Source organism: Shinella sp. 1A1, from assembly GCF_055379515.1.
Genome location: NZ_AP039672.1, coordinates 43,700 through 67,219, shown reverse-complemented (window position 1 = coordinate 67,219; position 23,520 = coordinate 43,700). Strand labels below are relative to the sequence as shown.

Annotated in this window: 20 protein-coding genes and 1 pseudogene; 14 read left to right on the top strand and 7 right to left on the bottom strand. The window is 61.3% G+C overall.

Annotated elements, in window-relative coordinates:
- Positions 1-21 precede the first annotated feature (21 nt).
- The 3 genes from ACZ48C_RS17055 to ACZ48C_RS17045 are packed head-to-tail and all read right to left on the bottom strand — an operon-like array spanning position 22 to position 3,458.
- A complete protein-coding gene (locus ACZ48C_RS17055; RefSeq protein ID WP_464781493.1) occupies positions 22-771 on the bottom strand; it encodes an electron transfer flavoprotein subunit beta/FixA family protein in 750 nt (249 codons plus the stop codon).
- Positions 772-813: 42 nt separating this feature from the next.
- Positions 814-1,419, bottom strand: coding sequence for a dimethylsulfonioproprionate lyase family protein (locus ACZ48C_RS17050; protein WP_464783388.1), 606 nt, complete (start codon positions 1,417-1,419; stop codon positions 814-816).
- 2 nt (positions 1,420-1,421) lie between these two features.
- Positions 1,422-3,458, bottom strand: coding sequence for an oxidoreductase (locus ACZ48C_RS17045; protein WP_464783387.1), 2,037 nt, complete (start codon positions 3,456-3,458; stop codon positions 1,422-1,424).
- A gap of 145 nt (positions 3,459-3,603) precedes the next feature.
- Here ACZ48C_RS17045 and ACZ48C_RS17040 point away from each other — a divergent pair, with 145 nt between their 5' ends.
- The 8 genes from ACZ48C_RS17040 (at position 3,604) to ACZ48C_RS17005 (ending at position 12,686) form a co-directional block, all read left to right on the top strand.
- A complete protein-coding gene (locus ACZ48C_RS17040) occupies positions 3,604-4,233 on the top strand; it encodes a TetR/AcrR family transcriptional regulator (protein WP_464783386.1) in 630 nt (209 codons plus the stop codon).
- A gap of 6 nt (positions 4,234-4,239) precedes the next feature.
- A complete protein-coding gene (locus ACZ48C_RS17035) occupies positions 4,240-5,040 on the top strand; it encodes a pyrroline-5-carboxylate reductase family protein (RefSeq protein WP_464783385.1) in 801 nt (266 codons plus the stop codon).
- Between the two features lie 303 nt (positions 5,041-5,343).
- Positions 5,344-6,231: an ABC transporter permease gene (locus tag ACZ48C_RS17030; protein WP_464783384.1), complete on the top strand. Its 888-nt coding sequence runs from the start codon at positions 5,344-5,346 to the stop codon at positions 6,229-6,231.
- Positions 6,224-7,300, top strand: a complete 1,077-nt coding sequence (locus tag ACZ48C_RS17025; RefSeq protein WP_464783383.1) for a quaternary amine ABC transporter ATP-binding protein — start codon at positions 6,224-6,226, stop codon at positions 7,298-7,300. The genes ACZ48C_RS17030 and ACZ48C_RS17025 overlap by 8 nt, the downstream gene beginning before the upstream one ends.
- Before the next feature lie 18 nt (positions 7,301-7,318).
- On the top strand, positions 7,319-8,578 hold the full coding sequence (locus ACZ48C_RS17020) for a DUF3422 domain-containing protein (protein ID WP_464783382.1): 1,260 nt from the start codon (positions 7,319-7,321) through the stop codon (positions 8,576-8,578).
- 24 nt (positions 8,579-8,602) lie between these two features.
- The gene (locus tag ACZ48C_RS17015; RefSeq protein ID WP_464783381.1) at positions 8,603-10,588 is read left to right on the top strand and encodes an oxidoreductase; all 1,986 of its coding nucleotides are present in this window, start codon (positions 8,603-8,605) and stop codon (positions 10,586-10,588) included.
- A gap of 1 nt (position 10,589) precedes the next feature.
- Complete coding sequence (locus tag ACZ48C_RS17010; RefSeq protein WP_464783380.1) at positions 10,590-11,606, top strand: Ldh family oxidoreductase; 1,017 nt, start codon at positions 10,590-10,592, stop codon at positions 11,604-11,606.
- A gap of 27 nt (positions 11,607-11,633) precedes the next feature.
- Complete coding sequence (locus ACZ48C_RS17005; protein WP_464783379.1) at positions 11,634-12,686, top strand: proline racemase family protein; 1,053 nt, start codon at positions 11,634-11,636, stop codon at positions 12,684-12,686.
- Between the two features lie 44 nt (positions 12,687-12,730).
- Here the strand turns inward: ACZ48C_RS17005 and ACZ48C_RS17000 are convergent, their stop codons facing one another.
- The gene (locus tag ACZ48C_RS17000) at positions 12,731-13,846 is read right to left on the bottom strand and encodes a mandelate racemase/muconate lactonizing enzyme family protein (protein ID WP_464783378.1); all 1,116 of its coding nucleotides are present in this window, start codon (positions 13,844-13,846) and stop codon (positions 12,731-12,733) included.
- A gap of 10 nt (positions 13,847-13,856) precedes the next feature.
- Positions 13,857-14,987 (bottom strand): alcohol dehydrogenase family protein, encoded by a 1,131-nt coding sequence (locus ACZ48C_RS16995; protein WP_464783377.1) that lies wholly within the window; start codon positions 14,985-14,987, stop codon positions 13,857-13,859.
- Positions 14,988-15,120: 133 nt separating this feature from the next.
- Between ACZ48C_RS16995 and ACZ48C_RS16990 the strand changes: the two genes are divergently transcribed.
- On the top strand, positions 15,121-16,086 hold the full coding sequence (locus ACZ48C_RS16990) for a LysR family transcriptional regulator (RefSeq protein WP_464783376.1): 966 nt from the start codon (positions 15,121-15,123) through the stop codon (positions 16,084-16,086).
- Positions 16,087-16,121: 35 nt separating this feature from the next.
- Here the strand turns inward: ACZ48C_RS16990 and ACZ48C_RS16985 are convergent, their stop codons facing one another.
- Positions 16,122-17,123, bottom strand: a complete 1,002-nt coding sequence (locus tag ACZ48C_RS16985; protein WP_464783375.1) for a glycine betaine ABC transporter substrate-binding protein — start codon at positions 17,121-17,123, stop codon at positions 16,122-16,124.
- 330 nt (positions 17,124-17,453) lie between these two features.
- Positions 17,454-18,332: a LysR family transcriptional regulator gene (locus tag ACZ48C_RS16980; RefSeq protein WP_464783374.1), complete on the bottom strand. Its 879-nt coding sequence runs from the start codon at positions 18,330-18,332 to the stop codon at positions 17,454-17,456.
- A gap of 125 nt (positions 18,333-18,457) precedes the next feature.
- On the opposite strand from ACZ48C_RS16980, the gene ACZ48C_RS16975 reads away from it, so the two are divergent.
- The 5 genes and pseudogenes from ACZ48C_RS16975 to ACZ48C_RS16955 all read left to right on the top strand — a co-directional run bounded on the left by ACZ48C_RS16975 (position 18,458) and on the right by ACZ48C_RS16955 (position 23,510).
- The gene (locus ACZ48C_RS16975) at positions 18,458-19,696 is read left to right on the top strand and encodes an aromatic ring-hydroxylating oxygenase subunit alpha (RefSeq protein ID WP_464783373.1); all 1,239 of its coding nucleotides are present in this window, start codon (positions 18,458-18,460) and stop codon (positions 19,694-19,696) included.
- Between the two features lie 5 nt (positions 19,697-19,701).
- Positions 19,702-20,763 carry an FAD-binding oxidoreductase gene (locus ACZ48C_RS16970; protein ID WP_464783372.1) on the top strand — a complete coding sequence of 354 codons (1,062 nt, stop codon included), beginning with the start codon at positions 19,702-19,704 and terminating at the stop codon, positions 20,761-20,763.
- 7 nt (positions 20,764-20,770) lie between these two features.
- A complete protein-coding gene (locus ACZ48C_RS16965; RefSeq protein ID WP_464783371.1) occupies positions 20,771-22,048 on the top strand; it encodes a M24 family metallopeptidase in 1,278 nt (425 codons plus the stop codon).
- A 58-nt stretch (positions 22,049-22,106) separates the two neighbouring features.
- A pseudogene (locus ACZ48C_RS16960) lies at positions 22,107-22,232 on the top strand (aldehyde dehydrogenase family protein); the annotation flags it as partial.
- Positions 22,233-22,493: 261 nt separating this feature from the next.
- Positions 22,494-23,510, top strand: coding sequence for an ABC transporter substrate-binding protein (locus tag ACZ48C_RS16955; RefSeq protein WP_464783370.1), 1,017 nt, complete (start codon positions 22,494-22,496; stop codon positions 23,508-23,510).
- The last annotated feature ends 10 nt before the right edge of the window (positions 23,511-23,520 follow it).

Here is a 23,520-nt window from a genome sequence, read left to right as displayed (position 1 = left end):
AATCTCCTCAAATCTCGCCGATCAAAGCACGCCGGCTTCGGTCTTGAGCTTTTCGACCAGCTCGGCGACCGTCTTGACCTTGACGCCCGCCTTGCGGCCCGACGGCTCCTCGGTCTTCAGCACCTTCAGGCGCGGGCTCGTATCGACGCCGAAGTCGGCCGGCGACTTCTTGTCGAGCGGCTTCTTCTTCGCCTTCATGATGTTCGGCAGCGAGGCATAACGCGGCTCGTTGAGGCGAAGGTCGGTGGTGACCACTGCCGGAAGCTTGACCTCGATTGTCTGCAGACCGCCGTCGACCTCGCGCGTCACCTGCGCCGAACCGTTGCCGATCTCGACCTTGGAGGCGAAGGTGGCCTGTGCCCAGCCGAGCAGGGCCGAGAGCATCTGGCCGGTCTGGTTCGAATCGTCGTCGATCGCCTGCTTGCCGACGATGATCAGGCCCGGCTGCTCGGCCTCGGCCACACCCTTGAGGATCTTGGCAACGGCCAGCGGCTCGACGGCGTCGTCCGTCTCGACCAGCACGGCGCGGTCGGCGCCCATGGCGAGCGCGGTGCGCAGCGTCTCTTCAGCCTTCGCCGGGCCGATCGATACGACCACCACTTCCTCAGCCTTGCCCGCCTCCTTCAGGCGCAGCGCCTCCTCGACCGAGATCTCGTCGAACGGGTTCATCGACATCTTCACATTGGCAAGCTCGACACCCGAGCCATCAGACTTCACACGGATCTTTACGTTGTAGTCAACAACACGCTTGACTGGGACCAGGATCTTCAATGTCATTTCCTCCCGCGGCCGGGCATTCCCGGCCTTTGTTCATCAGTGTTTAGGCTGGTCCGGAAGCAAGGCCCAAAATGCGAATAGCGGCCTGTCGCCGGCGCGCATGGCGTGGCGGATACCCGGTGGATTGTAGAAGGAGCCGCCGATACCGGGCGAAAACCAGCCGGAATCTCCGTGCAGAAATTCACCGTCGGACAGCACCAAATAGGTCTCTTCGGGCGCATGGTCGTGATCCGGATAACGCACATTCGGCGCCATCAGGCTTGCACCGAACCAAACATCCCGACGATCTTCGTACCCGCCCGGGCCGACGATCATCGTGTTCGCATGGCTCATCAGAAAGTTGTCACTCGCGGTATCGTCATAGGTCGGGCGCCACTTCCATTCCAACGCGGGTTCCAGCACCTTGAACCGCTCGATCAGCGCATCGAGGACGGCCCGCCCTGTTGTGATTCCAAGAGCCTCATCCAGATAGCGTTCGCAAACCGGAAGGCGCTTGCCAATGTCCGATCGCGCCGGCTGCGGCGCTTCCAGGTTTGCAAAAATCTGCATGATCGATCCGCGTGCGCGCAAATCCTGCGCGCACTGGTCGAACGCCACAAAAGCCGTGTCGAGAAAACCTTGCAATGCCTCGCTTCGCACCATCGTCAGAGGTCCTTGGCGAGGCGCAGCGCGTCATAGATCGCGGCATGCGTGTTGCGGGCCGCGACCGCATCACCGATGCGGAAGAGCTGGTAGGTGCCTTTAGGATTGCGCTCGACAGTCTGGGGCGTACCGGACAGAAGCTCCTCATAGGAGACCTCGCCGCCGTTCTTTGAACCGGGCTTTAGCTCGAAATAGAGATCGTCCAGCGGGATGGTGCCGTGGTTGACGACGATCTGATCAACCATACGCTGCTTGCTGACGCCACCATAATCACTGCCGACATGGGCGATGAGCTGGTTGCCGCTCTTCTCGGCCGCTTCCAGCCGGTAGGTGACGGTGAAGGTCGTATCGAGTTTCTGCAGCGATCGCATGTAGGGCACGAGGTTCATCGCCATGACTTCAGGCGCGAAGGCGCGGTCCGGCGTCATGATCTCGACCTTGCCGCCAGCCTTGGCGATGAACTCGGCCGCCTGGAGGCCGGCATGGTCGCCGGCATCGTCATAGACAAGCACATTGGTGCCGGGCTTCACGTCGCCGGAGATGATATCCCAGGAGGACACCACCAGTTCGTTGCCCTTGGTCAACACTTCCGTATGCGGCAGGCCGCCGGTCGCGATGATCACCACATCAGGACTTTCCGCCGTGATCGCGTCAGCCTCCGCCCAAGTGTTGAAGCGGAAGGCGACCCCGAGCTTCTCGCACTGGCTCATGCGCCAGTCGATGATGCTGATCATCTCGCGACGGCGCTCGCTCTGCGCCGTCAGGCGGATCTGGCCGCCGGGATTGTTCGCGGCTTCGAAGACGACAACCTCGTGGCCGCGCTCGGCCGAGACACGCGCCGCCTCGAGCCCGGCCGGGCCGGCGCCGACGATCACAACCTTCTTGCGCACATCCGCCTTGGGAATCTTGTGCGGCATCGTCTCCTCGCGGCCGGTCGCCGCGTTGTGGATGCAGAAGGCGAGGCCACCCTGGTAGATGCGATCAAGACAGTAGTTCGCGCCGACGCAGGGACGAATGTCATCCTCGCGCTTTTCTATGATCTTGCGCACGATATGCGGGTCGGTCATGTGCGCGCGGGTCATGCCCACCATGTCGACCTTGCCGGCGGCGATGGCATGGCGGGCCGTGGCGACATCGGGGATCTTCGCGGCATGGAAGGTCGGGAAATTGGTCGCCGCGCGGATTTCGCCGGCAAATTCGAGATGCGGAGAGTTGGCCATGCCCTGGATCGGGATGACGTCTGTCAGGCCGGGATCCGTGTCGATATGGCCGCGAATGACGTTGAGGTAATCGATCAGGCCGCTGTCGCGCAGCCGCTTCGAAATCTCGATGCCCTCGTTTTGCCCGGTCCCGCCGGGAAGACACTCATCGGCGGTATAGCGCACGCCAAGGATGAAGTCGTCGCCCACCCGCGCGCGCATCGCCTTGAACACGTCGAGACAGAAGCGCAGGCGGTTGTCGAGCGAGCCGCCATAGGGACCGTCGAGCTCGTTGGTCAGCGGCGAGGTGAACTGGTCGATGAGGTGGCCATAAGCCTCCAGTTCGACGCCGTCCATGCCGCCGGCCTTCATGCGCTCGGCCGCATCGGCGAAATCCTTGATGATGCGCTCGATATCCCAGTCTTCCATCTTCTTGGGAAACGCGCGGTGCGCCGCCTCGCGGTGATGCGAGGGCGCGACGACGGGCAGCCAGTCGCCCTTGTCCCAGCGCGTGCGGCGACCGAGATGGGTGAGCTGGATCATGATCGCCGCGCCCTCTTCGTGCACGGCGTCGGTCATTTCCCGGATCCACGGAACGATCTCGTCCTTGTAGGCGAGCAGGTTGTTGAAGACAGGCGGGCTGTCCTTCGAGACGGCGGCCGAACCCGCGGTCATCGTCAGCGCGACCCCACCACGCGCCCGCTCCACCGTATAGGCCCGGTATCGACCCTTCGGCATGCCGTCCTCAGGATAGGCCGGCTCGTGCGACGTCACGATGATGCGGTTTCTGAGGGTAAGGTGCTTCAGCTGATAGGGCTGAAGCAGAGGATCGTTCGACATGCGACGGGCTCCAGATTAGAAACAACAGAGGGACGCTACACCTAAATGTACATAAGTGTCAATGAGGAACACATTAAAGTCTTCTTCTTTGACACAAATGTACATTTTTCTTGCGTGGACCATCATCATTTGCTAGGAGGCATTCATGGAACAGGCGACGAGCGACAGCGGCTGGCGGGGATCACAGGAGGGTTGGTTGGAAGCGGCCTACACCTCTCTTCTGGAGTCGGGCGTCGACTCGGTGAAGATCCTGCCGCTCGCCAAGCGGCTTAATCTCTCCCGGACCAGCTTCTACTGGTTCTTCAAGGATCGGGAGGAGTTGTTGAGCGGACTTGTCGCTCGGTGGCGCGACAAGAACACCGGCGGCATCGTCAAACAGTCCGAAGCCTATGCGGAATCCCTCGCCGAAGCGATGCTGAACGTATTCGACTGCTGGCTTAACAAGGAACTCTTCGATTCCCAGTTCGAGTTCGCGGTTCGAAGCTGGGCTTTGCAGTCCCCTGATATTCTGGAGGAAGTGCATCGCGCAGACCAGGTCAGAATGGATGCCCTGAAACGCATGTTCATGCGGTTCGGCTGTGGCGAAGGGCCGGCCGACGTTCGCGCGCGCACCACCTATCTGGTTCAGATCGGCTACATCTCGATGCAAGCGAGTGAAGACATCGCGCTGCGCATGAAACGTATCCCAGAATACATCGCGATCTATACCGGAGAGATTCCTCAGCAACGGGAGCTTGACCGGTTCTTCGCGCGACATGGCTACAAACCGGAGTGACACGGAGTGAAATCGAACAGGGGCTTGAGGATTGGTGTGATCGGTGGTGCCGGCTGGCTGGGCGGCGCAATCGCCACAAGCATGCTGGACGCCGGCGTCGTCCTGCCCCAAGACCTCTCGATTTCCTATCGCAGCGTTAAGTCGGACAAGTTTCCCGGCGCCTTCTGGACTTCGGACAATCAGGCGCTCGCCGCCCGCTCGGACGTCATCGTTCTCTCCGTCCGCCCGGCCGACTGGCCGCATCTGAATGTCGATACCGAAGGCAAGCTGGTCATCTCCGTCATGGCCGGCATCCGCCTCACCGCGCTCTGCAAAGCGCACCGGACCTCCCGCGTCGTGCGCGCTCTGCCGAACGCCGCTGCCGAGGTTCGCAAATCCTACACGCCATGGATTGCCACCGGCGATGCCGACGAAGAGGATCGGGCTGCCGTTTGTGCCATCTTCGACGCCTGCGGCATTCAGGATGAGGTTCGCACGGAAGGCGATATCGACTACCTGACTGGCCTGACCGGCTCGGGACCCGCCTTTCCCGCCCTGCTTGCCGAAGCCATGATGGCCGATGCGATCGGCCGAGGCCTTGATAGGCAGATCGCGCAACGCGCGGTCAACTCGCTGCTCGTTGGCGCCGGTCGGCTTCTGGAGCAGCGGGACGTTTGGCCGACAGAGACAGTCCAAGCCTTCTTAGACTATCGGGGTACGACCGCAGCGGGCATCGACGCCATGCTCAGCGCGGGCTTCGCGAGGTCGGTCTCAAGCGGACTCGCCGCGGCATTCAAGCGATCGATCGAAATGGGAGAAGCTTACTGAACGAGGGTGCGCGACGGCCCGTTGCACCTTGCCGCAAAATGAGGGAGCGATAATGAAGACAATGCCTGCATCCACATGTCCGCTCGACACCTATCCGCTACCTATGCGGCCAAATTCGAGGTCGCCGCGACCACCAGCGTGAGCGGCAAACAGGTAACCTGCATAGACCGTTTCGTCAGCGGCGGCTGAAAATCAGCGCCGCGCTCGATGCTGCTTGCGTCACGCACGCCTGATGCGACGCTTTTCAACCGCCGAAAAAGAACAAAAAGACCGAACGGCTTCTTTCTAAGATTGGGGAACCGAATGGAATGGTTTTACAAATTCCCGAACATGAACGACGGGTCGCTACGCGATCTCAAGAAGCTAATCGATGACGGGTTCCGAGCCTTCACGCGCGCCTATGGCGATGCCATCGAAGGCGTCTTCGCTCCTCTGCAGCACTTCCTGATCGCAGCCGATCGGTTCATGACCCAGACGCCTTGGCCGATCATCCTCATCATCATCCTTGCCATTGCCTGGTTCGCCAGCCGGAGCCTGAAGATCGTCCTGAGCTGTCTCGTCACACTCATGCTGATTGGCTATTTCGACATGTGGACCGACACGATGCGGACCGTTGCGATGATCTTCGTCTGCACGGTGCTGTCGATCGCCATCGGCCTACCGATCGGCATCCTCATGGCGCGCTCCGACCGGGTGCAACGCATCGTCAATCCGATTCTCGACGTCATGCAGACCATGCCAAGCTTCGTTTATCTCATCCCAGTCGTCATGCTGCTCGGAATCGGTCGCGTGCCCGGTCTTATCGCCGTCGTCATCTACGCCATTCCCCCGATGATCCGCCTGACCAACCTCGGCATCCGCCTCGTAGACAAGGACGTGCTGGAGGCGGCCGACGCCTTCGGCGCCGACCGCAAGCAGAAGCTCTTCAAGGTCCAACTGCCCCTGGCGCTCCCCACGATCATGGCCGGCATCAACCAGACCATCATGATGGCGCTCGCCATGGTCGTCATCGCCTCGATGATCGGCGTGCAGGGCCTCGGCCAGCCGGTGCTGAAGGCCATCGCCAACCAGTATTTCACACTCGGCATCTTCAACGGCCTTGCCATCGTCGGCATCGCCATCATGTTCGACCGCGTCAGCCAGGCATACGGCCAGCGCCTTCAGAAGCACCGGGAGATCGTCCATGGCTGATCACATCTTCGGCGGCATCAAGATCCGCCATCTCTACAAGATCTTCGGGCCGAACGCCGCAAGCCACATCGAGGCCGTCAAGAACGGCCTCACCAAGGCGGAGCTCAACGCCAAATACGGCCATGTGCTCGGCCTGCGTGACATCAACATCGAAATGCCCTCCGGCTCGATTCAGGTCATCATGGGTCTTTCCGGCTCCGGCAAATCGACGCTGATCCGCCATATCAACCGGCTGATCGACCCGACGGCCGGCGAGGTCCTCGTCGACGGTACCGATGTGGTGAAGATGCAGGAGGCGGAACTGCGGGAGTTCCGCCGCCACCAGACGGCGATGGTGTTCCAGAAGTTCGCGCTACTGCCCCATCGCACCGTGCTCGACAACACGATCTTCGGCCTCGAGATCCAGGGTATCTCCCGCCAGCAGAGCCTCGACACCGCCATGCGCTGGCTGGAGCGCGTCGGCCTCAAGGGGTTCGAGGAGAAATATCCCAACCAGCTCTCGGGCGGCATGCAGCAACGTGTCGGCCTGGCGCGGGCGCTTGCCAACGACGCCCCCGTCCTCCTGATGGACGAGGCCTATTCGGCACTGGACCCTCTGATCCGCATGGATATGCAGACCGTGCTGCTGGATCTCCAGAAGGAAATCAAGAAGACCATCGTGTTCATCACGCACGATCTGGACGAAGCCCTTCGCCTCGGCGACCAGATCGCCATCCTGCGCGATGGCGAAGTCATCCAGCAGGGCAGCCGGCAGGATATCGTGCTGCGGCCTGCGGACGACTATGTCGCCAATTTCGTCAAGGAAGTGAACCGTGGCCGTGTCGTCCAGGTCGATGCCGTGATGAAACCGCTCGCATCGGCGCCGCTCGCAGGCGGCCCGGCGATTGCCGCCGACGTGACCATTGAGGAAGCGGTGCGGTTGCTCGCTTGCGCACCGGACGGCGACATCACTGTTGTCGATCCATCCGGCAAACCGGTGGGCATTGTCACATTCCGCCAACTGGCGGGCGCCATGGTCAATTCCCATGGCGTAAGCCATACCGCCGGCGCCTCAGCCAGCGCCGCTTAGAATTGGTGGAGACGGCTCATGCGCCCCCAGCCCGAACATCCATTGCGAGAAGAGCTGCATAACGAGCTCCACGCGCGGCCGTCACTCTACTTCGATGGCGACTCGGATGTATGGCATGTCGCCATCGTCGGGGAAGACGGCATTCCGTCTTTCCCGGCGAATGCGGGCGATTTGGAGGAGATTACGAGCACCCAGGAAGGCAAGCACGGCATTGCTCGCCTGCATGGCGGCCGGCTGAAATGGGAAATCCATACAGAGTTCCTCACGTTGACCTTTGTCACGAAAGCGGACACAGCACTTGATGCGCCGGTACCAAGCCCCTTCCTAACCCTGTGCGACGGGATCGGCGGCCGGATCATAGCCTGCGTCCGCGTCGTGGTGCGTGAGGAAAAAGACGGCCGAAACATCGAACGGCCGCCGTCAGACTATGTCGCCTCGACCGTGGGCGGTGGCGACGCGGAGGTTCATTCGAACTTTCGCATCGGCGCTGCGGGGGCAGTCGAGTTCTTTCTCTTCAACCGCAATCTGAATGCCTATCGAACCGGGAGAATGGTCCGACGTCTGCTGGAGATCGAAACCTATCGAATGATGGCACTCCTTGCGATGCCCGTCGCGCACCAGACGGTGGAAAAGCTGAGCACTTTCGACCACCGCTTGAACCGTCTTGTGACCCACATGCAAAGCGCTTCGAAGGTCGACAAGGCCTTGCTTTCCGACATGACGAAACTCTCATCCGACGTTCTGAACGTCTCGGCCGATGCTCGAAAGCGTTTCGGCGCAACCAAGGCCTATGCCGAGATCGTTGGAAGCCGGCTGCAGGAACTACGCGAAACGCATGTCGAACAACGTCAGCGCATCGGCACATTCATCGACCGGCGGTTCAGACCGGCGATCCGCTCGTTCCAAGCAACGGAGCGGCGGCTCGATGAACTCGCTGAGCGGGTCAGCCTTGCCGGCGATCTGCTGAGGACGACCGTTCAGGTTCAGCTCGAGGACCAGAATGCCTCGCTGCTGACATCGATGGACGAGCGCACCCGCGTTCAGGTCCACATTCAACAGGCGGTCGAAGGCTTCTCGATTATCGCCATCACCTATTACACGATCGGCTTGATCAAGGTCTGCCTTGAAAGCCTGGTCGGACTTGGCTTCGACGCGCATCTGACGAAGCTCATGACGCTTGTCGCCGTTCCCCTTGTGTTTTGCGCTGTCTGGTCGGCCGTAAGGCATGTGCGCAAGAGCATCGCCATCGGCTCCCAGCCGAAATCCTCTCATCCCTAACACTTTGCTGCCTGGACTTGCGCGATGTCGAAAAAATTCCCTCGCCTCTTTTCCCCGCTGAAGCTGCGCTCACACACACTGAAGAACCGCATCGTCTTCGGTGCGCATACCGCCAACATGGCCGTGGAAGGCCTGCCGACCGAACGCCACGCCGCCTATTACGAGGAGCGCGCGATCGGCGGTGCGGCGATGATCGTCGTCGAACCGATGCCGGTGCATGCCGCCGCGGTACTCACGCGCGGCAACTTCCGCCATTCCGACGATGCTGTCGTCCCGCATTTCCGCAAAGTGGTGAAAGCCATCAAGCGGCACGGCACGGTGGCGATCCAGCAGCTCTACCATGTCGGCGCCCATGGCGATTCCGACAACTCCTTCCACCCGCACTGGTCACCGTCAGGCGGGCCGAGCTATCACGACAGCGACGGCTCCCACCCGATGAGCCAAGCCGAGATCCACGAGACGATCGACGGTTTCGTGGCGGCTGCACGGCGATGTCGCGACGCCGGTTTCGACGGGGTCGAGGTCTGGGCCGCCTATCTCGGCATGGTCGACCAGTTCTGGACCCCCTGGTGCAACCGGCGCGAGGATGAATGGGGCGGCTCGCTGGAAAACCGTACGCGCATGTCGCGCGAAATCCTGACGCGCATCCGGGCGGAATGCGGCCCCGACTTCATCATCGGCCTTGCTGTCTCCGACGAACCGGATGTGAAGGTTGCCCTGCAGCGCGACGAACTCGCCGAGATCATCAGCCTGCATGACAACCTCGGCCTGATCGACTACGTCACCTGCGGTTCGGGCGGCTATCTCGATTTCTACAAGCTGATGCCGACCTTCCTTTACCCTGAAAAGCTGGGCGCGGACCTTGCTGCCGCGCTGAAGGGTGTCGTCAAGAATGCCGTCGTCATCGCCGAAAGCCATATCCGCACTCCCGACAATGCCGAAACGGTGCTTGGCGAAGGGGCGGCGGATCTCGTCTCGATCGTGCGCGGCCAGATCGCCGACCCGCATCTCGCCACCAAGGCCCGCGAGGACCGGCCGGACGATATCCGCGGCTGCATCTCCTGCAACCAGATGTGCTGGGGGCGCCGCTCCCGCGATTACTGGATCAGTTGCCTGATCAACCCTTCCGTGGGCCGCGAGGCCGAATGGGGCGGCGACCGCTTTCGCAAGACCGGCAATCCCAAACGCGTGCTGGTGATCGGCGGTGGACCCGCCGGACTGGAGGCCGCCCGCGTCGCCGCCGAGCGGGGTCATCGGGTGACGCTTGCGGAAGCTGCCCCACGCCTCGGCGGAAACTTCCTCCTGGCCGGCCTGCAGCCGCGCCGGGCGCAGATTCTCGATCTTATCGCCTGGTATGAGCGCCAGCTCGAAAAGCTGGGCGTTGAGGTTCGCCTCAACAGCTATCTTGAGGCCGATGAGATCGATCCTTCCGAATTCGACATCGTGATTGCTGCGACCGGCTCCTATTCGCCCGAAACCGGTTTCCAGAAGGCGCTGCCGACGGTCGAGACCATGCCCGGCATCGAAAAGGGCAATGTCTTCACCGTCGAAGCCGTCATGGCGCGGCAGGCACGGCCAGGAAACCATGTCCTGCTTCTCGATGAAGGCGGCGGCTGGCGCGGCGGCGGCACCACCTGGAAACTCGCCGAAGAAGGCCATCGCGTGACGATCCTCACGCCCGATCCCTTCGTCGGCAAGGAACTGCAACGGACCGCGGCGGACGTCCCGATGCGCCAGGCGCTCAGGAAGCTCGGCGTCGACTGGATCGTCGAGGCCAGTATCACCGAATGGCACGGCGACGGCGCGACCATCATCGATCACAACACCGGCGAACACCGCTTCGTCGAAGCCGATACGCTCGTCACAGCGACCACGAACGCCCCAATGGACTGGCTGGTGCCGGGGCTTCGCGAGCGTAGCATCGCGACACGCCAGATCGGCGATTGCGCAGCCCCGAGGCAGGCACCCTACGCATTTTTCGAGGGCCGCAAGGCCGGATTGGAGATCTGACATGGCAGACGAGATCGAACTTGGGCAGAAGGAAGCGGAGGAACTGGCGCTGAAGGCCTGCCGCGGCGCCGGGGCCGACGAGGCGAGCGCCCGGGCCCTCGTCGACGCGACGCTGTCGGCCGTCCGTTTCGGCCCGGCGACGCTCGGCTTTCCGCATTTGGTGGATTACCTGAACAGCTTCCGCGAAGGCCGCATCAACTGCGAACCTGCACCGACCTTGACACGGCCGTTTCCCGCTATGCTCGTCTCGGATGCGGACGGCGGCGTCGCCCAACTCGGGTTCGACCTTGCCTTCGACGATATCGTCGGGGCGGCGCGCAGCTTCGGCGTCGCGATGTTCACCCAGACGAACAGCTATACGGCCGGCGAACTTGGCTACTATGTACGTCGTCTCGCCGCGGAAGGTCTTGTCGGGCTTGCCGCGACCAATGCCAATGCCATGGTCGTGTCGAGACCCGGCGGCCCAGCCGTCTACAGCACCAACCCCATGGCTTTCGGCTTCCCGCTCGGCGAGAATTCGCTGCCCATGGTCATCGACCAGGCCTCCAGCGCCACGGCCTTCGTCAATATCGTCGCCGCCGCAGCGGAGGGCCGTTCCATCCCCAAGGGCTGGGCCGTGGACGAGCACGGCGCCGATACGGACGATCCGGAAAAGGCTCTTGGCGGAGCCCTGCTCCCCTTCGGCGGGCGAAAGGGCGGAAACGTCGCCCTGTTCGTTGAAATGATGTCCGCAGGTCTTTCCGGTGGACCCTGGTCACTCGACACACCGGATTTCCGCTCCGGCAGCACGCGCCCCGGTGTCGGCCTGACGGTGCTGGCCATGATGCCGGGCACCCCCGTAGAGGGACGCATCGCCCGCGCTCACGAGCAGAGCCGCCGGCTTGCCGGGCTCGACGTCTTCATTCCCGGCGTCAGCGAAATGGAATTCCCGCCCTCCTCCACCAAGCGGCTGAAGGTGCCCGCCAGCATCCACGAGGCGGTCCGCGCCTTTGCCGCTGCCGGCTTCGATCCCGCGTAGAAACATCATCCCGAAGGGAACGCCGAAATGGCATTCAAGCGAACGATCAACGCCGTCGACACCCATGCCGGCACGCCGATGCGCGTCGTCACCGGGGGCATCCCGCACATTCCAGGCAAGACCGTCTATGACAAGATGAAGTGGATGGAAGCCAACGATGATGGGTTGCGCAAGCTCCTTCTGCGCGAGCCGCGTGGCTATCCGGCGCATTGCTGCAACATCATCGTGCCGCCCGGCCATCCGGAAGCCGATGCAGGCTATATCATCATGGAGCAGATCGAATATCCCGTCATGTCCGGCGGCAACACCATCTCGGTCGCGACCGTTCTGCTCGAAATGGGCCTGCTGCCGATGAAGGAACCCGTCACCGAACTCACGCTCGAAGCCCCCGCCGGTCTTATCCGCATCACCGCCGAATGCCGGAACGGCAAGGTGAAGAGCGTGAAATTCAAGAACGTCCCGGCCTTCGCGGCGCATCTCGATGCGCTCATCGATGTACCCCATCTCGGCAAGATCCGCGTCGATGTCGGCTGGGGCGGCATGTTCTACGCGATCGCCGATGTTCGCCAGTTCCCCGGCCTGGAACTCATTCCCGAGCATGGCAAGGAAATCGCCCGCATCTCCTCGATGATCCGCCAGGCCGCCATCGAGCAGCTCCCCGTCGAGCATCCCGACTATCCCGGCGTCGGCATCACCATTTCCCAGCTGTCTGGGCCTACGGACGATCCGAATGCCGACTGGAAGAATGCGGTCACGATGGCCTCGGGCGACTTCTCGTGGGACAATCCCGCAACCTGGACCGGAGCCCTCGACCGTTGCCCCTGCGGCACTGGCACCTGCGCGAAGATGGCGGTCCTTCATGCCAAGGGCGAGCTTCCGCTCAGCCGGGACTTCCGCCACCAGGGCCTGCTCGGCAATATCTATACCGGACAGCTTGTCGAGGAGGTAACGATCGGCGGGCGTGCCGCCGTGGTACCGACCGTCGCCGGCACCAGTTGGATCTACGGCATCAATACGATCGTGCTCGACCATGACGATCCGTTCACCGAGGGATTTACCATCGGTGACACCTGGGCCTGACGATCCCGAAACGGCGGCCGTCGGCGGCCGCCGTCTCCCATGCCTTATCCGTAGCTCGCCACGGGTTCGCCGAGAACGTCCATGCGCGGCGTGACGCCCAGGCCGGGCAAGGAGGGCGCGGCCACGCGTCCGTCATGTAGGTCGAACGGGCCGTCCGCTGTCTTGAGCGTCACCATGTCCCGACATTCGAGCACGCTTCTCAGATTCTTCTCGGGCACGGTCTGGCCGAGATGGACGATTGCGGCAAACGCAATGTCCGATCCGGTGGTCTCCTGGACGCTAACGGTATAGCCGGCGGCAAGGCAGATATCCCGGTGGCGCCGGCCGCGCGTAAGGCCGCCGTTCTTGGAGATTTTCAGCCCGATGCCCTCTGCCGCGTCGTCACCGACGAGCTGGGCGATGGCAGCGTCGTCCGTCGCCAGTTCGTCGAAGATGATCGGGACGTCGCTGCGCCGGCGCAGCGACACGCATTCCCGCCATGTGGCGCACGGCGCCTCCAGCACGAAATCGAGACCGGTCGGCAGCAGCCGTAGCATCCTGAGCGCCGTCTCCACCGTCATGCCACCATTCGCATCGACGATGAAGAATTCGCCTGGTCGCTTGTCGGCCAGCGAGGCGGCGATGCGCTCGGCATCGACCGCCGGCTCGTCACCAATCTTGACCGAATGGGCGATATAGCCCATTGCCCGATGCTCGGCGACACGCCGACGCATATCGTCGGGCTCGCCCATATATATCGACGAGATCACCGGCATGCGCACATCCGTGCGGCCGCCGAGCAGGTCGCAGACGGGCATACCGACGGACTTGCCAAAGACGTCCCAGCAGGCGACGTCGATTGCTGTCTTGGCATGGAGGTGGCCAACAAGTGCCTGATCCATTGCGTCGTAGACGCGGTCTACCCGGCGCGGATCGAGCCCGATCAGGCTTGGCGCGATTTCCGCGATGCCGGCGCGCACGCCGCGGGCGTGCGAGGCGATCCAAGTGGAGCCGAAGGGAGTGCTTTCCCCCCAACCCTCAAGGCCGTTACTTGTCGTGATGCGCACGAAGGTCGCATCGAAACTGCGATATTCCCGTCCGCCAGAAAGCCGATAGACACCGCCCGCATATGGCAGGTCGACCTGAAAAACATCAATACGTTCGATCGTCAAATCGGTCATGGATTGGCCCTCACTCCGGAATGGCAAGCACGAGCTTGCCGATGGTGCTTTTTGACAGGAAATCCTTCTGCGCCTCGCCAATGTCCTTCAGCGCATAGGTGCGGGCGACGAGTGGGCGGATCTCACCGCGCTCGATATAGGAGACAAGGTTTTCGAAGACGGCGTCGTCCTGGAACGTGCAGCCGAAAAAGGTCAAATCCTTCAAATATAGCGTGCGCACGTCCAGTTCGACGATGGGTCCGGCGATGGCGCCCGCAACCGCATAACGCCCACCTTTTCTCAGGACATCGAGCAGTTCGCCGAAGCCTGGTCCGGCCGCGACATCGAGCACGACATCGACAGACTCGCGGCCGAGCTTTTCGGCGATGCTCTCGCCGCGGGCCAGCACACGATCGGCGCCGATCGCAAGCAGCGCGTCAGCCTTGTCGCGGCCCGCAACAGCGGTCACCGTCGCTCCTCGGCGTTTGGCGAGTTGTATGGCGGCAGAACCGACGCCGCCGGAGGCACCGGTAATCAATACATGTTCTCCACGGCCTAGATTGACCCGGTGCAGCATGCCTTCCGCTGTGGAATAGGCGCAGGGCATCGAGGCGAGCTCCGCATCACTCCAGTCGCACTCCACCCTATAGGTCTCGCGCGCTGGCGCCTTGGCATATTGGGCAAAGCCGCCGTCGCATTCCGAGCCGAAAGTCCAGCACTGGAAGGGGCGGTAATTCACATAGGTCCGCAACATGTTGCGCACGATGACCCGCTCGCCGATGCGACCGGGATCGACACCTTGTCCGACAGCCACGATATGCCCGCAGCAATCAGCGCCCTGGATACGCGGAAACGTCATTAGCGCACCCGACCAGGAGGCATCGGCATCCTGCGCGGACTGAAAACCACCGAGACCGCCGCTTTCCGTCCCCGTCGTGACCTGCTTGGAATACCAGCCGATGCGCGTGTTGACGTCCGTATTGTTGATGCCAGCCGCGGCGACGCGGATCAGCACCTCCCCCGGCTCGGGCCGGGGAACCGGCAGATCGTCACGATAGGCGAGCTGGTCAATGCCGCCGTGTCCCAGCAAGACCACGCCCGTCATGCGCGCGGGAATGGCGGCAGCCCCATTTGTCGATGGATTGGAAACATCAGGCGCCATATGTGCTTATCCCTCCGTGGTTGTGAAACCCAATTGCTATCCAAGGGGTTCTGCGGCGCAACGCCCTTAAATCTCAGGCTTCGGTTGAGTTTTTCTCAATCGAACGTTAGCCTCCGGAAAAGCCTCCCCCCGTATGAGCCAGAATCTCGAGGTGCCGACAGTGGTTCGCCGCTTCTACGACCTTCCATCCCTCACGGCGCTCGCGACGTTCGAAGCCTGCGCGCGCCATTCCAGTTTCAAGATTGCTTCCGCCGAGCTGAACGTCACCCCGGGAGCGGTCAGCCGGCAGATCAAGGCGATCGAGGAGGATCTTGGTGTTCCCCTGTTCGTGCGCAAGGCCAGGGGCGTGACGCTGACCTCGGCCGGCGAGGAGCTCTATGCGGTGCTCGCCAGTGGTTTTTCGCGCGCTTCCGACGTCATCCGCTCCATCCGCCGCAGCGACAAGTCCCGCAACGTTATCATGGCTTGCTCCGATGTCTTCGCAACGATGTGGCTCATTCCCCGCATGCCGGATTTCTGGCGCAACGTCCGTGACGTGACTGTAGATCACCTGATCTCCGACGATATCAGGACGTTCCGAAGGGCGGAGGTGGAATTGCGCATACGCTACGGTCTCGGCGCCTGGATGGACGAGACAGCGGAGTTCTTGTTCGGGGACTGCCTCTATCCCGTCTGCAGCCCCGGCTTCGCCACGATGCATGAAGAGGCCACCAGTCGGTCTTTGCCCGGCATGCCGCTTCTCGACGTGAACTGGATCGATCCCGACTGGATGGGATGGGACGAGGTGCTGCTGCGCGCGGGCATCCGCCAGCATGCAACGAATATCAGGCGGTTCGGAAAGTTCAGCGTGGCGCTGCAGGCGGCGATGGCCGATCAGGGCATCGTCATCGGCTGGCACCGCATGGTGCAGCCAATGATCGAGGCGGGGCATCTCGTGCGCTTCACCGATCTCGTCATTCCCTCGCCCGGCGCCTATTACCTGACCTGGAATACGACGCGGGAGTTGTCGCCTGCGGCAAATGTGCTCGGTGACTGGGTGAGAACGATTGCTGAAACGGAACGGAACGCAGCGCCTCCCGTCGATGCAGATATGGCTTGAGCGGACGCGCGGTTCCCGCGCGTCCGTAAGGGATATCAGAGGGCGGCCTCAACCTTTTCGGCGACGTCCGCCGGAACCCACTTCTTCCAGAGATCCTTGTTCTCCTCGAGGAAGTGCTTGGCGCCGTCCTCGCCGGTTGCCTGGTTCTCCGTCTCCCACGCCATCAGCTTGCCGACCGTGTCGTTGCTCCAGCCACGCGTGTTGAAATAGGCCATGACTTCAGGGCTGGTGCGATCGGCGAAAGCCTTGGTGAGAACCGTCATAACCTTATCGACGGGCCAAGCGTTGACCTTGGGATCGGGGCATTCGAGGTTCGTGATGCAGCGCTTCCACTCGACAGCATCATGCTGAACGGTAGCCTGCAGCATGACCATCTCGTATTTACCGAGCAAGGCCGTCGGCGCCCAGTAATAGGTGATGAAACCTTCCTTGCGCTCGTAGGCCTTGGCGATTGCACCATCGAGGCCCGCCGCAGAGCCGGGATCCAGCAAGGTGAATCCCTTATCGGCAGCCTTGTATGCCTTGTAGAGCTGCGCCGTGACAACCGTCGCACCCCACCCCTGAGCGCCGTTGAAGATCACACCCTTGCTGGAATCTTCCGGATCGGGGAAGAGTTCGGGATGCTTGAGAGCATCTTCCACGGTCTTGATGTCGGGATGGGCATCGGCGAGGTACTTGGGTATCCACCATCCCTGCACGCCGCCGTCCGGCAGAGCCGGTGCGCCGAACACGATCTTGCCCTCGGCAAGACCGCGCGGAACGATTTCCGGTAGCAGGTCGACCCAAGTCTCCGACGACACGTCCGGCTCGCCCTTCTCCACCATGGAGGTGGTCGTCGGCACAGTGTCCCCCGGCACGGTTTCGACGGTGCAGCCATAGCCGTTTTCCAGGATGAATTTGTCGACGAAGGTGAGAACCTCCGCGCTCTGGACATTGTGCACCGTCAAAGTGACGTCACCGCATTCTGCGGCATTGGCCGACGAATAGACACCGATCATGCCGGCCAGAAGACAAGTCGATGCAAGAAGTTTCTTCATTCCTGTTCCCTCTGATTTTTGCGGCTTTTGCTAGAACAGGGCGCCGCTGAGCCTGTTCCGATGCTCGAATGCGCATTTCAGGGCTCCAGCGGAGCTTAACGGTCGCCGCTGCCCGAATTCGAGGAAGAGGGTTCGCGCCGTGCGTGACGATCCTGCACTCTCAAACGGCCACCCATTGGGCTTTGTTAGAGAGGTCTTTAGCAAACGAGACGACATGGGGCAAGAAAAATGTACATCAACGTCGATTTTATCACCCATAGAGATTATTATATAGACTGAGATGTACATTTTGTCGCACTCTAATGTGCCTTTGTCGCGCTCAAGCCACCGCTAGATTGTCTTGACCAGCCAATCCGTAAACAGGCGGGACTTGGCTGTCGCCTTCGCGTGGATCTTCAGATGGAAGGGCACCGGCGAGGCAACGGATTCGGGCACAAGCGGAACAAGCCGCCCAGCCGCCATCACGCTCCTGACTAGCCCGTCCCACCCCAATACGGCACCGATATCGTCCTGGGCCGCCTGCAGCGCGATCACGTAGTTGTTGACGAAGAAACCGCGACCTTTCGGCGCCGCATGGCCCAGCGTTTGAAACCAGTCCGTCCAGGTCGTCCATCCGTTTTCCTCGTTGCTCATATGGATGAGCGGAACCTTACGCAGGTCTTCCACGCCGGCGATGTGGTGTTGCTCGGCGAAGGCGGCCGTTCCCAGCGCGACGATACGGTCCTGAAAGAGGATCTGGTGCTCAAGGCCGCTTTCATCCGGGTCGCCATAGTGGATACTGAGGTCGCACGGCCCACTCACGTCGGGAATATCACTGATAATCTGTGAAACAGTCACGGCGGGATAGATTTTCCAGAAGGCAGCGATCTTCGGCGTGAGCCACAAAGAGCTTACCGCCGTCGTCGTGCGGATCGTCACGTCGACGGTGTCGCGGCGGTCGCGAATCTGCACGACGGTATCGGATATCGCTTCGAATCCGCGGCGGATCGAGAGGAACAGGAATGCCCCCTTCTCCGTCAGCTCAACGCCGCGGCTGCGGCGGACGAACAGGCTGCAGCCGAGGTCCGTCTCCAGCGCCTTGATCTGATGGCTGATAGCCGCCGGCGTGACATTCATCTCCTGCGCTGCTTCCTTGAAACTCGCCTTGCGCGCGGCGGATTCGAAACAGGCAAGAGACGTTAAGGAGGGAAGATCGTATGGGCGGCGCATCGACAACCTCATCAGGCATTGGCATTAGTTCATCTAATCTCACATCAAAAAAAGTGCCGTTGTCAATTAGACTTGGCGCAAGGACAATTCCCATCAGTTGAACACGCCGAATGTGGATCCTTGCCATGACAGCCCTCTCGTCCTCCATCCACGACCTGTTGGCCCGCCGCCTTCCAGGTCACGCCCTCGAGCAGCCCTTCTACACCTCGCACGCCATCTACGATCTCGACCTCGAGCACCTCTTCTACAGGGAGTGGCTCTATGCCGTTCCGGCCTGTCAGCTCGCGAAGACAGGAAGCTATGTCACCATGCGGGTCGGTGCCTACGAGGTGATCATCGTGCGCGGCCGCGATGGTGAAATCCGTGCCTTCCACAATTCCTGTCGGCACCGCGGGTCACTGATCTGCAAGGCGCGGCAGGGACAGGTGGCCAAACTCGTCTGTCCCTATCATCAATGGACCTACGAACTCGACGGCAAGCTGATCTGGGCAAATGACATGGGCGCGGATTTCGACGCCTCGAAACATGGCCTCAAGCCCGTGAACCTGCGCAATCTCGAAGGACTGATCTATATCTGCCTGTCGCAGACACCTCCGGATTTCGACGCGTTTGCGGAACTGGCGCGCCCCTACCTCGCCATCCATGACCTTGCCGATGCCAAAGTCGCCTACACCTCGACGATCGTAGAGAAGGCGAACTGGAAGCTGGTCTGGGAAAACAACCGGGAATGCTATCATTGCAGCAGCAATCACCCAGCGCTCTGTCGCTCGTTCCCGCTCGATCCCAATGTCGCCGGCGTTTCGCCTGACGGATCAGTCTCGGCTGTACTGCAGGCGCATTTCGATCGCTGCGAAGCCTCCGGAGCCCCCGCGCGGTTTCGCATTTCCGACGACGGGCAATATCGTTTTGCGCGCATGCCGCTCCAGGAAAAGGCGCTGAGTTATACGATGGACGGCAAGGCCGCCGTCGGCCGCAATCTCGGACGCGTTAGCCTGCCGGATGCGGGAACGCTTCTGAAATTCCATTATCCGAGCACCTGGAATCATTTCCTGCCGGATCATTCGCTCACGTTCCGGGTGACGCCGATCAGCTCGATGGAGACGGAAGTCACCACCACCTGGCTCGTGCACAAGGATGCCGTCGAGGGTGTCGACTATGATCTCAAGCGCCTGACCGAAGTCTGGATCGCCACCAATGACGAGGACCGTGAGATCGTCGAGACGAACCAGCAAGGCATTCTCTCGCCCGGCTATGTTCCCGGCCCCTATTCGCCGAACCAGGAAAGCGGCGTCATCCAGTTCGTCGATTGGTATGCCACCTGGCTCGAACGGTCCCTCGCACCGATGCGGCAGGCCGCGGAGTAAGCGCCATGAGCGTCTTCAGGAACCTCGCCTTCTGGACCGATGCGGAAATGCTCGAATGCGTGACACACACGCCGGAAGCCCCCGATGTCGTGACCTTCAGCTTCCAGAGCCCTTCCGGTGCGCTGTTCAATCACGATCCCGGGCAGTTCGTCACCCTGGAACTGCCCGTCCCCGGGGGGCCGCTCTACAGGACGTATACGATATCATCCTCGCCATCGCGGCCGACGGCGCTGACGATCACCGTCAAGGCCCAGCGCGCCTCGCTCGGCACCCGCTGGATGCTCGACAATCTGCACAAGGGCATGCGCATCCGGGCGATCGGCCCGGCCGGCAAGTTTTCGATCGCGCATCATCCGGCTGAAAAATATCTCTTCATCTCCGCCGGTTCCGGCATCACGCCGATGGTGGCGATGACGACATGGATGTACGATTCCGGGCGCGAACCGGATATCGTCTTCATCAACTGCGCACGCCGCCCCTCGGAAATCATCCTGCGGGAACGGATGGAGCTGATGGCCTCGCGCATCGTCGGCATCGACCTCAAATGGGTCGTAGAGGAGGCCGATCCCTTCCGACCCTGGACGGGGTATCGGGGCATGTTCAACCAGATCATGCTCGGCCTGATGGCGCAGGACTATCTCGACCGCGAGGTCTTCTGTTGCGGCCCCGAGCCCTTCATGCGGGCCGTCCGAGAGGCCTTGGCCGCTCTCGGCTACGACATGAGCCGCTACCATCAGGAGAGTTTTTCGGCCGAGCCCGCGAATGCAGAAGACGTGCCCGAGGATGTGGTTCCCGATGCGCAGAACCAAGCCGAAATCGAGTTCGCATTCTCCGGCGTCACGACGAAATGCAGCGAGACGGATACGATCCTGGCGGCCGCGAAGTCCGCCGGATTGTTCATCCCTTCGGGGTGCTCCATGGGCATCTGCGGCACCTGCAAGATCCGCAAGACCGACGGACAGGTTCATATGGTTCACAATGGCGGCATCACGGATGAGGACATCGAGGACAACTACATCCTCGCCTGCTGTTCGAAGCCGATCGGCCGCGTGCGAATTGAGGCTTAGGCGAGGCATGCAAATACACGTTACCGATCCGCACAGCATGGGCGCACCAATTTTTAAGGACGAGCGAAAGAAGACATATCTCAACCCGGACGGGGTCGATCGTCCATTTATTAGCCGTATTCCGGCGACAACGCTCGATAGCGCCCGCAGATACCGCCTGGAGCGCTTGAAACAAAAAATGCTGGAATGGGACTGCGGCGCCCTGCTCTTGTACGACCCCGTCAATATCCGATACGCATTTGACTCGTCCAACATGAGCATCTGGACGATGCACAATCCCTCAAGGTACGCGCTGATCCTTGCAGATGGGCCAGCTATCATGTTCGAGTTTGAGGGTTGCGAGCATCTCAATGATGGTCTGCCGGGCATAGATGAGGTGCGGACGTCCCGATCGTTTCTTTTCTTCACCGCCGGTAATCTTGTCGAAAACCGAATGAAGGCATGGGCGGATGAGATTGCAGACGTGCTCGCCACTCATGGGGGAAACTGTCGACTTGCCGTCGATCGGCTTGAACCAGCGCCGGCTGCCGAACTGCTGAAACGCGGCCTTGCCCTATTGGATGGCCAGGAACTGGTGGAGCGGGCGCGATCCATAAAAAGTGCGGACGAGGTCGAGCTCATGCGATGGACCATCCGGGTCTGCCAAGCAGGGATGGCGCGCATGTATGAAGCATCCGAGCCAGGGCGAACAGAGCGTGAGATCTGGGCAGAGCTCCACTTTGAGAATGCGCGCAGCGGAGGTGAGTGGCTCGAGACAAAGTTGCTAACGGCCGGCGCTCGAACGAATCCCTGGTATCAGGAATGTTCAGACTACGTCGTGAAGCGTGGCGAGATGATATCGTTCGATACCGATATGATCGGCCCTTACGGCTATTGCGCGGACCTCTCCCGCTCGTGGACCTGCGGTCACGTGGCTATGACCGACAAGCAACAACAACTCTACGGCGCTGCGCGCGAGCAGATCGAGCACAATCTTTCGATCATCCAGCCAGGAGTGAGCTTTGTCGAATTCAATGAGAAAAGTTGGCGAATCCCTGACAAGTACATACCATTTCGCTATACGCTTGCCGTGCACGGTACAGGCATGGCGGACGAATGGCCGGGTATCCTACTTCACCCTGATTTCGACGACGATTTCGAAGGGCTAATTGAGCAGAATATGGTTCTTAACGTTGAAAGCCTGATCGCCGAAAGTGGCTCGGAGAGTATCAAGCTTGAAACGCAGGTGCTGGTCACTGCGAACGGAGTTGAACGACTTGATACCTTCCCCTGGGAGGATGCATAGCTGCTATATTACAATACCCCTGAAACCTCATTCTCAACTCACTAAGATCGCCAGCCACGACAACCTGCATGGAACGACGATCACCTATCAGGACGGCTTTACCGTCTACAACCTGCGCGAGCCCCATGGGGTGTGCGGCATCATCATACCCTGGAACTACTCGATGCAGATTCTCGGCCGCGCGCCGGAAAACGACTTCTACGTCGTCGCCCGAAAGGGTCAGAAACTGGGAGCGAAAGCCCAGGCGGTCTGGGACTGGCTCATCAGCAGCTCTCCGCGAACCTGACCAGGAGCACCAGGAACGATCGCCCGCGGAAAAAACGAAAGCTCGATCCTTGCAGGTTAAAGCTGACAATAAATCTCTTGTTTATGATCCGGTTCGGTGATTATACGACGAATGGCCATGACGGTCTGATCGAGCGCGACAAGAGGAGACGGACCGGAAATGAAGCGATTGTTGGCATTTGCAGGCCTGTGCGCCGTACTTGGCCTCTCGACGACCCCGGCTTTAGCCGCCTCCACGACCTATCCACTCACGCTTGAAAACTGCGGCGCGAAGGTCACCTTCACCAAGGCGCCGGAACGGGCCATCGGGCTCGGCCAGAACAGCGCTGAAATCATGTTGCTGCTGGGGCTCGAAGATAAGATGGCCGGTACCGCCTTCTGGCCGAGCAAGGTCTTGCCGCAGCTCGTCGAGGCCAACGCCAAGGTCAAGCTGCTGACCGTCGAGTTTCCAACCTTTGAATCCATCTTGGCGCGAGAGCCCGACTTCGTGGCGGCCGCCCTGCCGAGCCTGCTCGGGCCGACAAGCAAGGTCGCAAAGCGCGAGGATTTCGAGAAGGTCGGCGTTCCCACCTATCTCTCGCCCAGTACCTGCCTCAGCACCGACAAGGTGAAGGATCAGTACGGCAGCCGTGACCATTTGTGGAGCATGGACCTGCTCTACAAGGAGATCGACGAACTCTCGCAGATCTTCGACATCGCCGATCGCGGCGAGGCACTGATCGCCGACCTAAAGAAACGCGAAGCCGCGTTGCGCGCCGCCGTCTCGAAGGACGGCAAGAGGCTTTCCTACGTCTTCTGGTTCTCCAGCCCGTCTCCCTCGGCAGACGCCTATCTCGGCGGCCAGAACGGCGCGTCAGGCTTTATCGCCGACGTGCTGGGCGGTGAAGGCGCCATCAAGACGGAGGCAGAATGGCCGACGCTCGGCTGGGAGGGTATCATCGCTTCCAACCCGGACGTGATCGTCGTGGCCAGCCTCGACCGCAACCGCTGGGAGCTCGACAAGCCCGAAGCCAAGATCAAGTTCCTGACCACCGATCCGGCCGTCAGCCAGATGCCGGCCGTCAGGAACAAGGCCATCGTCGTCATGGATGGCCAGGCGATGAACCCGACGGTCCGCACGATCTATGGTGCGGAGGAGGTCGCCGTGCAGCTCAAGACGCTCGGTCTTCTGCAGTGAACATCGCCGT

Coding starts and splice junctions, on each gene's coding strand:
- ACZ48C_RS17050 (WP_464783388.1), bottom strand. CDS start 1,419: ATGGTGCGAAGCGAGGCATTGCAAGGTTTTCTCGACACGGCTTTTGTG.
- ACZ48C_RS17045 (WP_464783387.1), bottom strand. CDS start 3,458: ATGTCGAACGATCCTCTGCTTCAGCCCTATCAGCTGAAGCACCTTACC.
- ACZ48C_RS17040 (WP_464783386.1), top strand. CDS start 3,604: ATGGAACAGGCGACGAGCGACAGCGGCTGGCGGGGATCACAGGAGGGT.
- ACZ48C_RS17030 (WP_464783384.1), top strand. CDS start 5,344: ATGGAATGGTTTTACAAATTCCCGAACATGAACGACGGGTCGCTACGC.
- ACZ48C_RS17025 (WP_464783383.1), top strand. CDS start 6,224: ATGGCTGATCACATCTTCGGCGGCATCAAGATCCGCCATCTCTACAAG.
- ACZ48C_RS17020 (WP_464783382.1), top strand. CDS start 7,319: ATGCGCCCCCAGCCCGAACATCCATTGCGAGAAGAGCTGCATAACGAG.
- ACZ48C_RS17015 (WP_464783381.1), top strand. CDS start 8,603: ATGTCGAAAAAATTCCCTCGCCTCTTTTCCCCGCTGAAGCTGCGCTCA.
- ACZ48C_RS17010 (WP_464783380.1), top strand. CDS start 10,590: ATGGCAGACGAGATCGAACTTGGGCAGAAGGAAGCGGAGGAACTGGCG.
- ACZ48C_RS17005 (WP_464783379.1), top strand. CDS start 11,634: ATGGCATTCAAGCGAACGATCAACGCCGTCGACACCCATGCCGGCACG.
- ACZ48C_RS17000 (WP_464783378.1), bottom strand. CDS start 13,846: ATGACCGATTTGACGATCGAACGTATTGATGTTTTTCAGGTCGACCTG.
- ACZ48C_RS16995 (WP_464783377.1), bottom strand. CDS start 14,987: ATGGCGCCTGATGTTTCCAATCCATCGACAAATGGGGCTGCCGCCATT.
- ACZ48C_RS16990 (WP_464783376.1), top strand. CDS start 15,121: ATGAGCCAGAATCTCGAGGTGCCGACAGTGGTTCGCCGCTTCTACGAC.
- ACZ48C_RS16985 (WP_464783375.1), bottom strand. CDS start 17,123: ATGAAGAAACTTCTTGCATCGACTTGTCTTCTGGCCGGCATGATCGGT.
- ACZ48C_RS16980 (WP_464783374.1), bottom strand. CDS start 18,332: ATGCGCCGCCCATACGATCTTCCCTCCTTAACGTCTCTTGCCTGTTTC.
- ACZ48C_RS16975 (WP_464783373.1), top strand. CDS start 18,458: ATGACAGCCCTCTCGTCCTCCATCCACGACCTGTTGGCCCGCCGCCTT.
- ACZ48C_RS16970 (WP_464783372.1), top strand. CDS start 19,702: ATGAGCGTCTTCAGGAACCTCGCCTTCTGGACCGATGCGGAAATGCTC.
- ACZ48C_RS16965 (WP_464783371.1), top strand. CDS start 20,771: ATGCAAATACACGTTACCGATCCGCACAGCATGGGCGCACCAATTTTT.
- ACZ48C_RS16955 (WP_464783370.1), top strand. CDS start 22,494: ATGAAGCGATTGTTGGCATTTGCAGGCCTGTGCGCCGTACTTGGCCTC.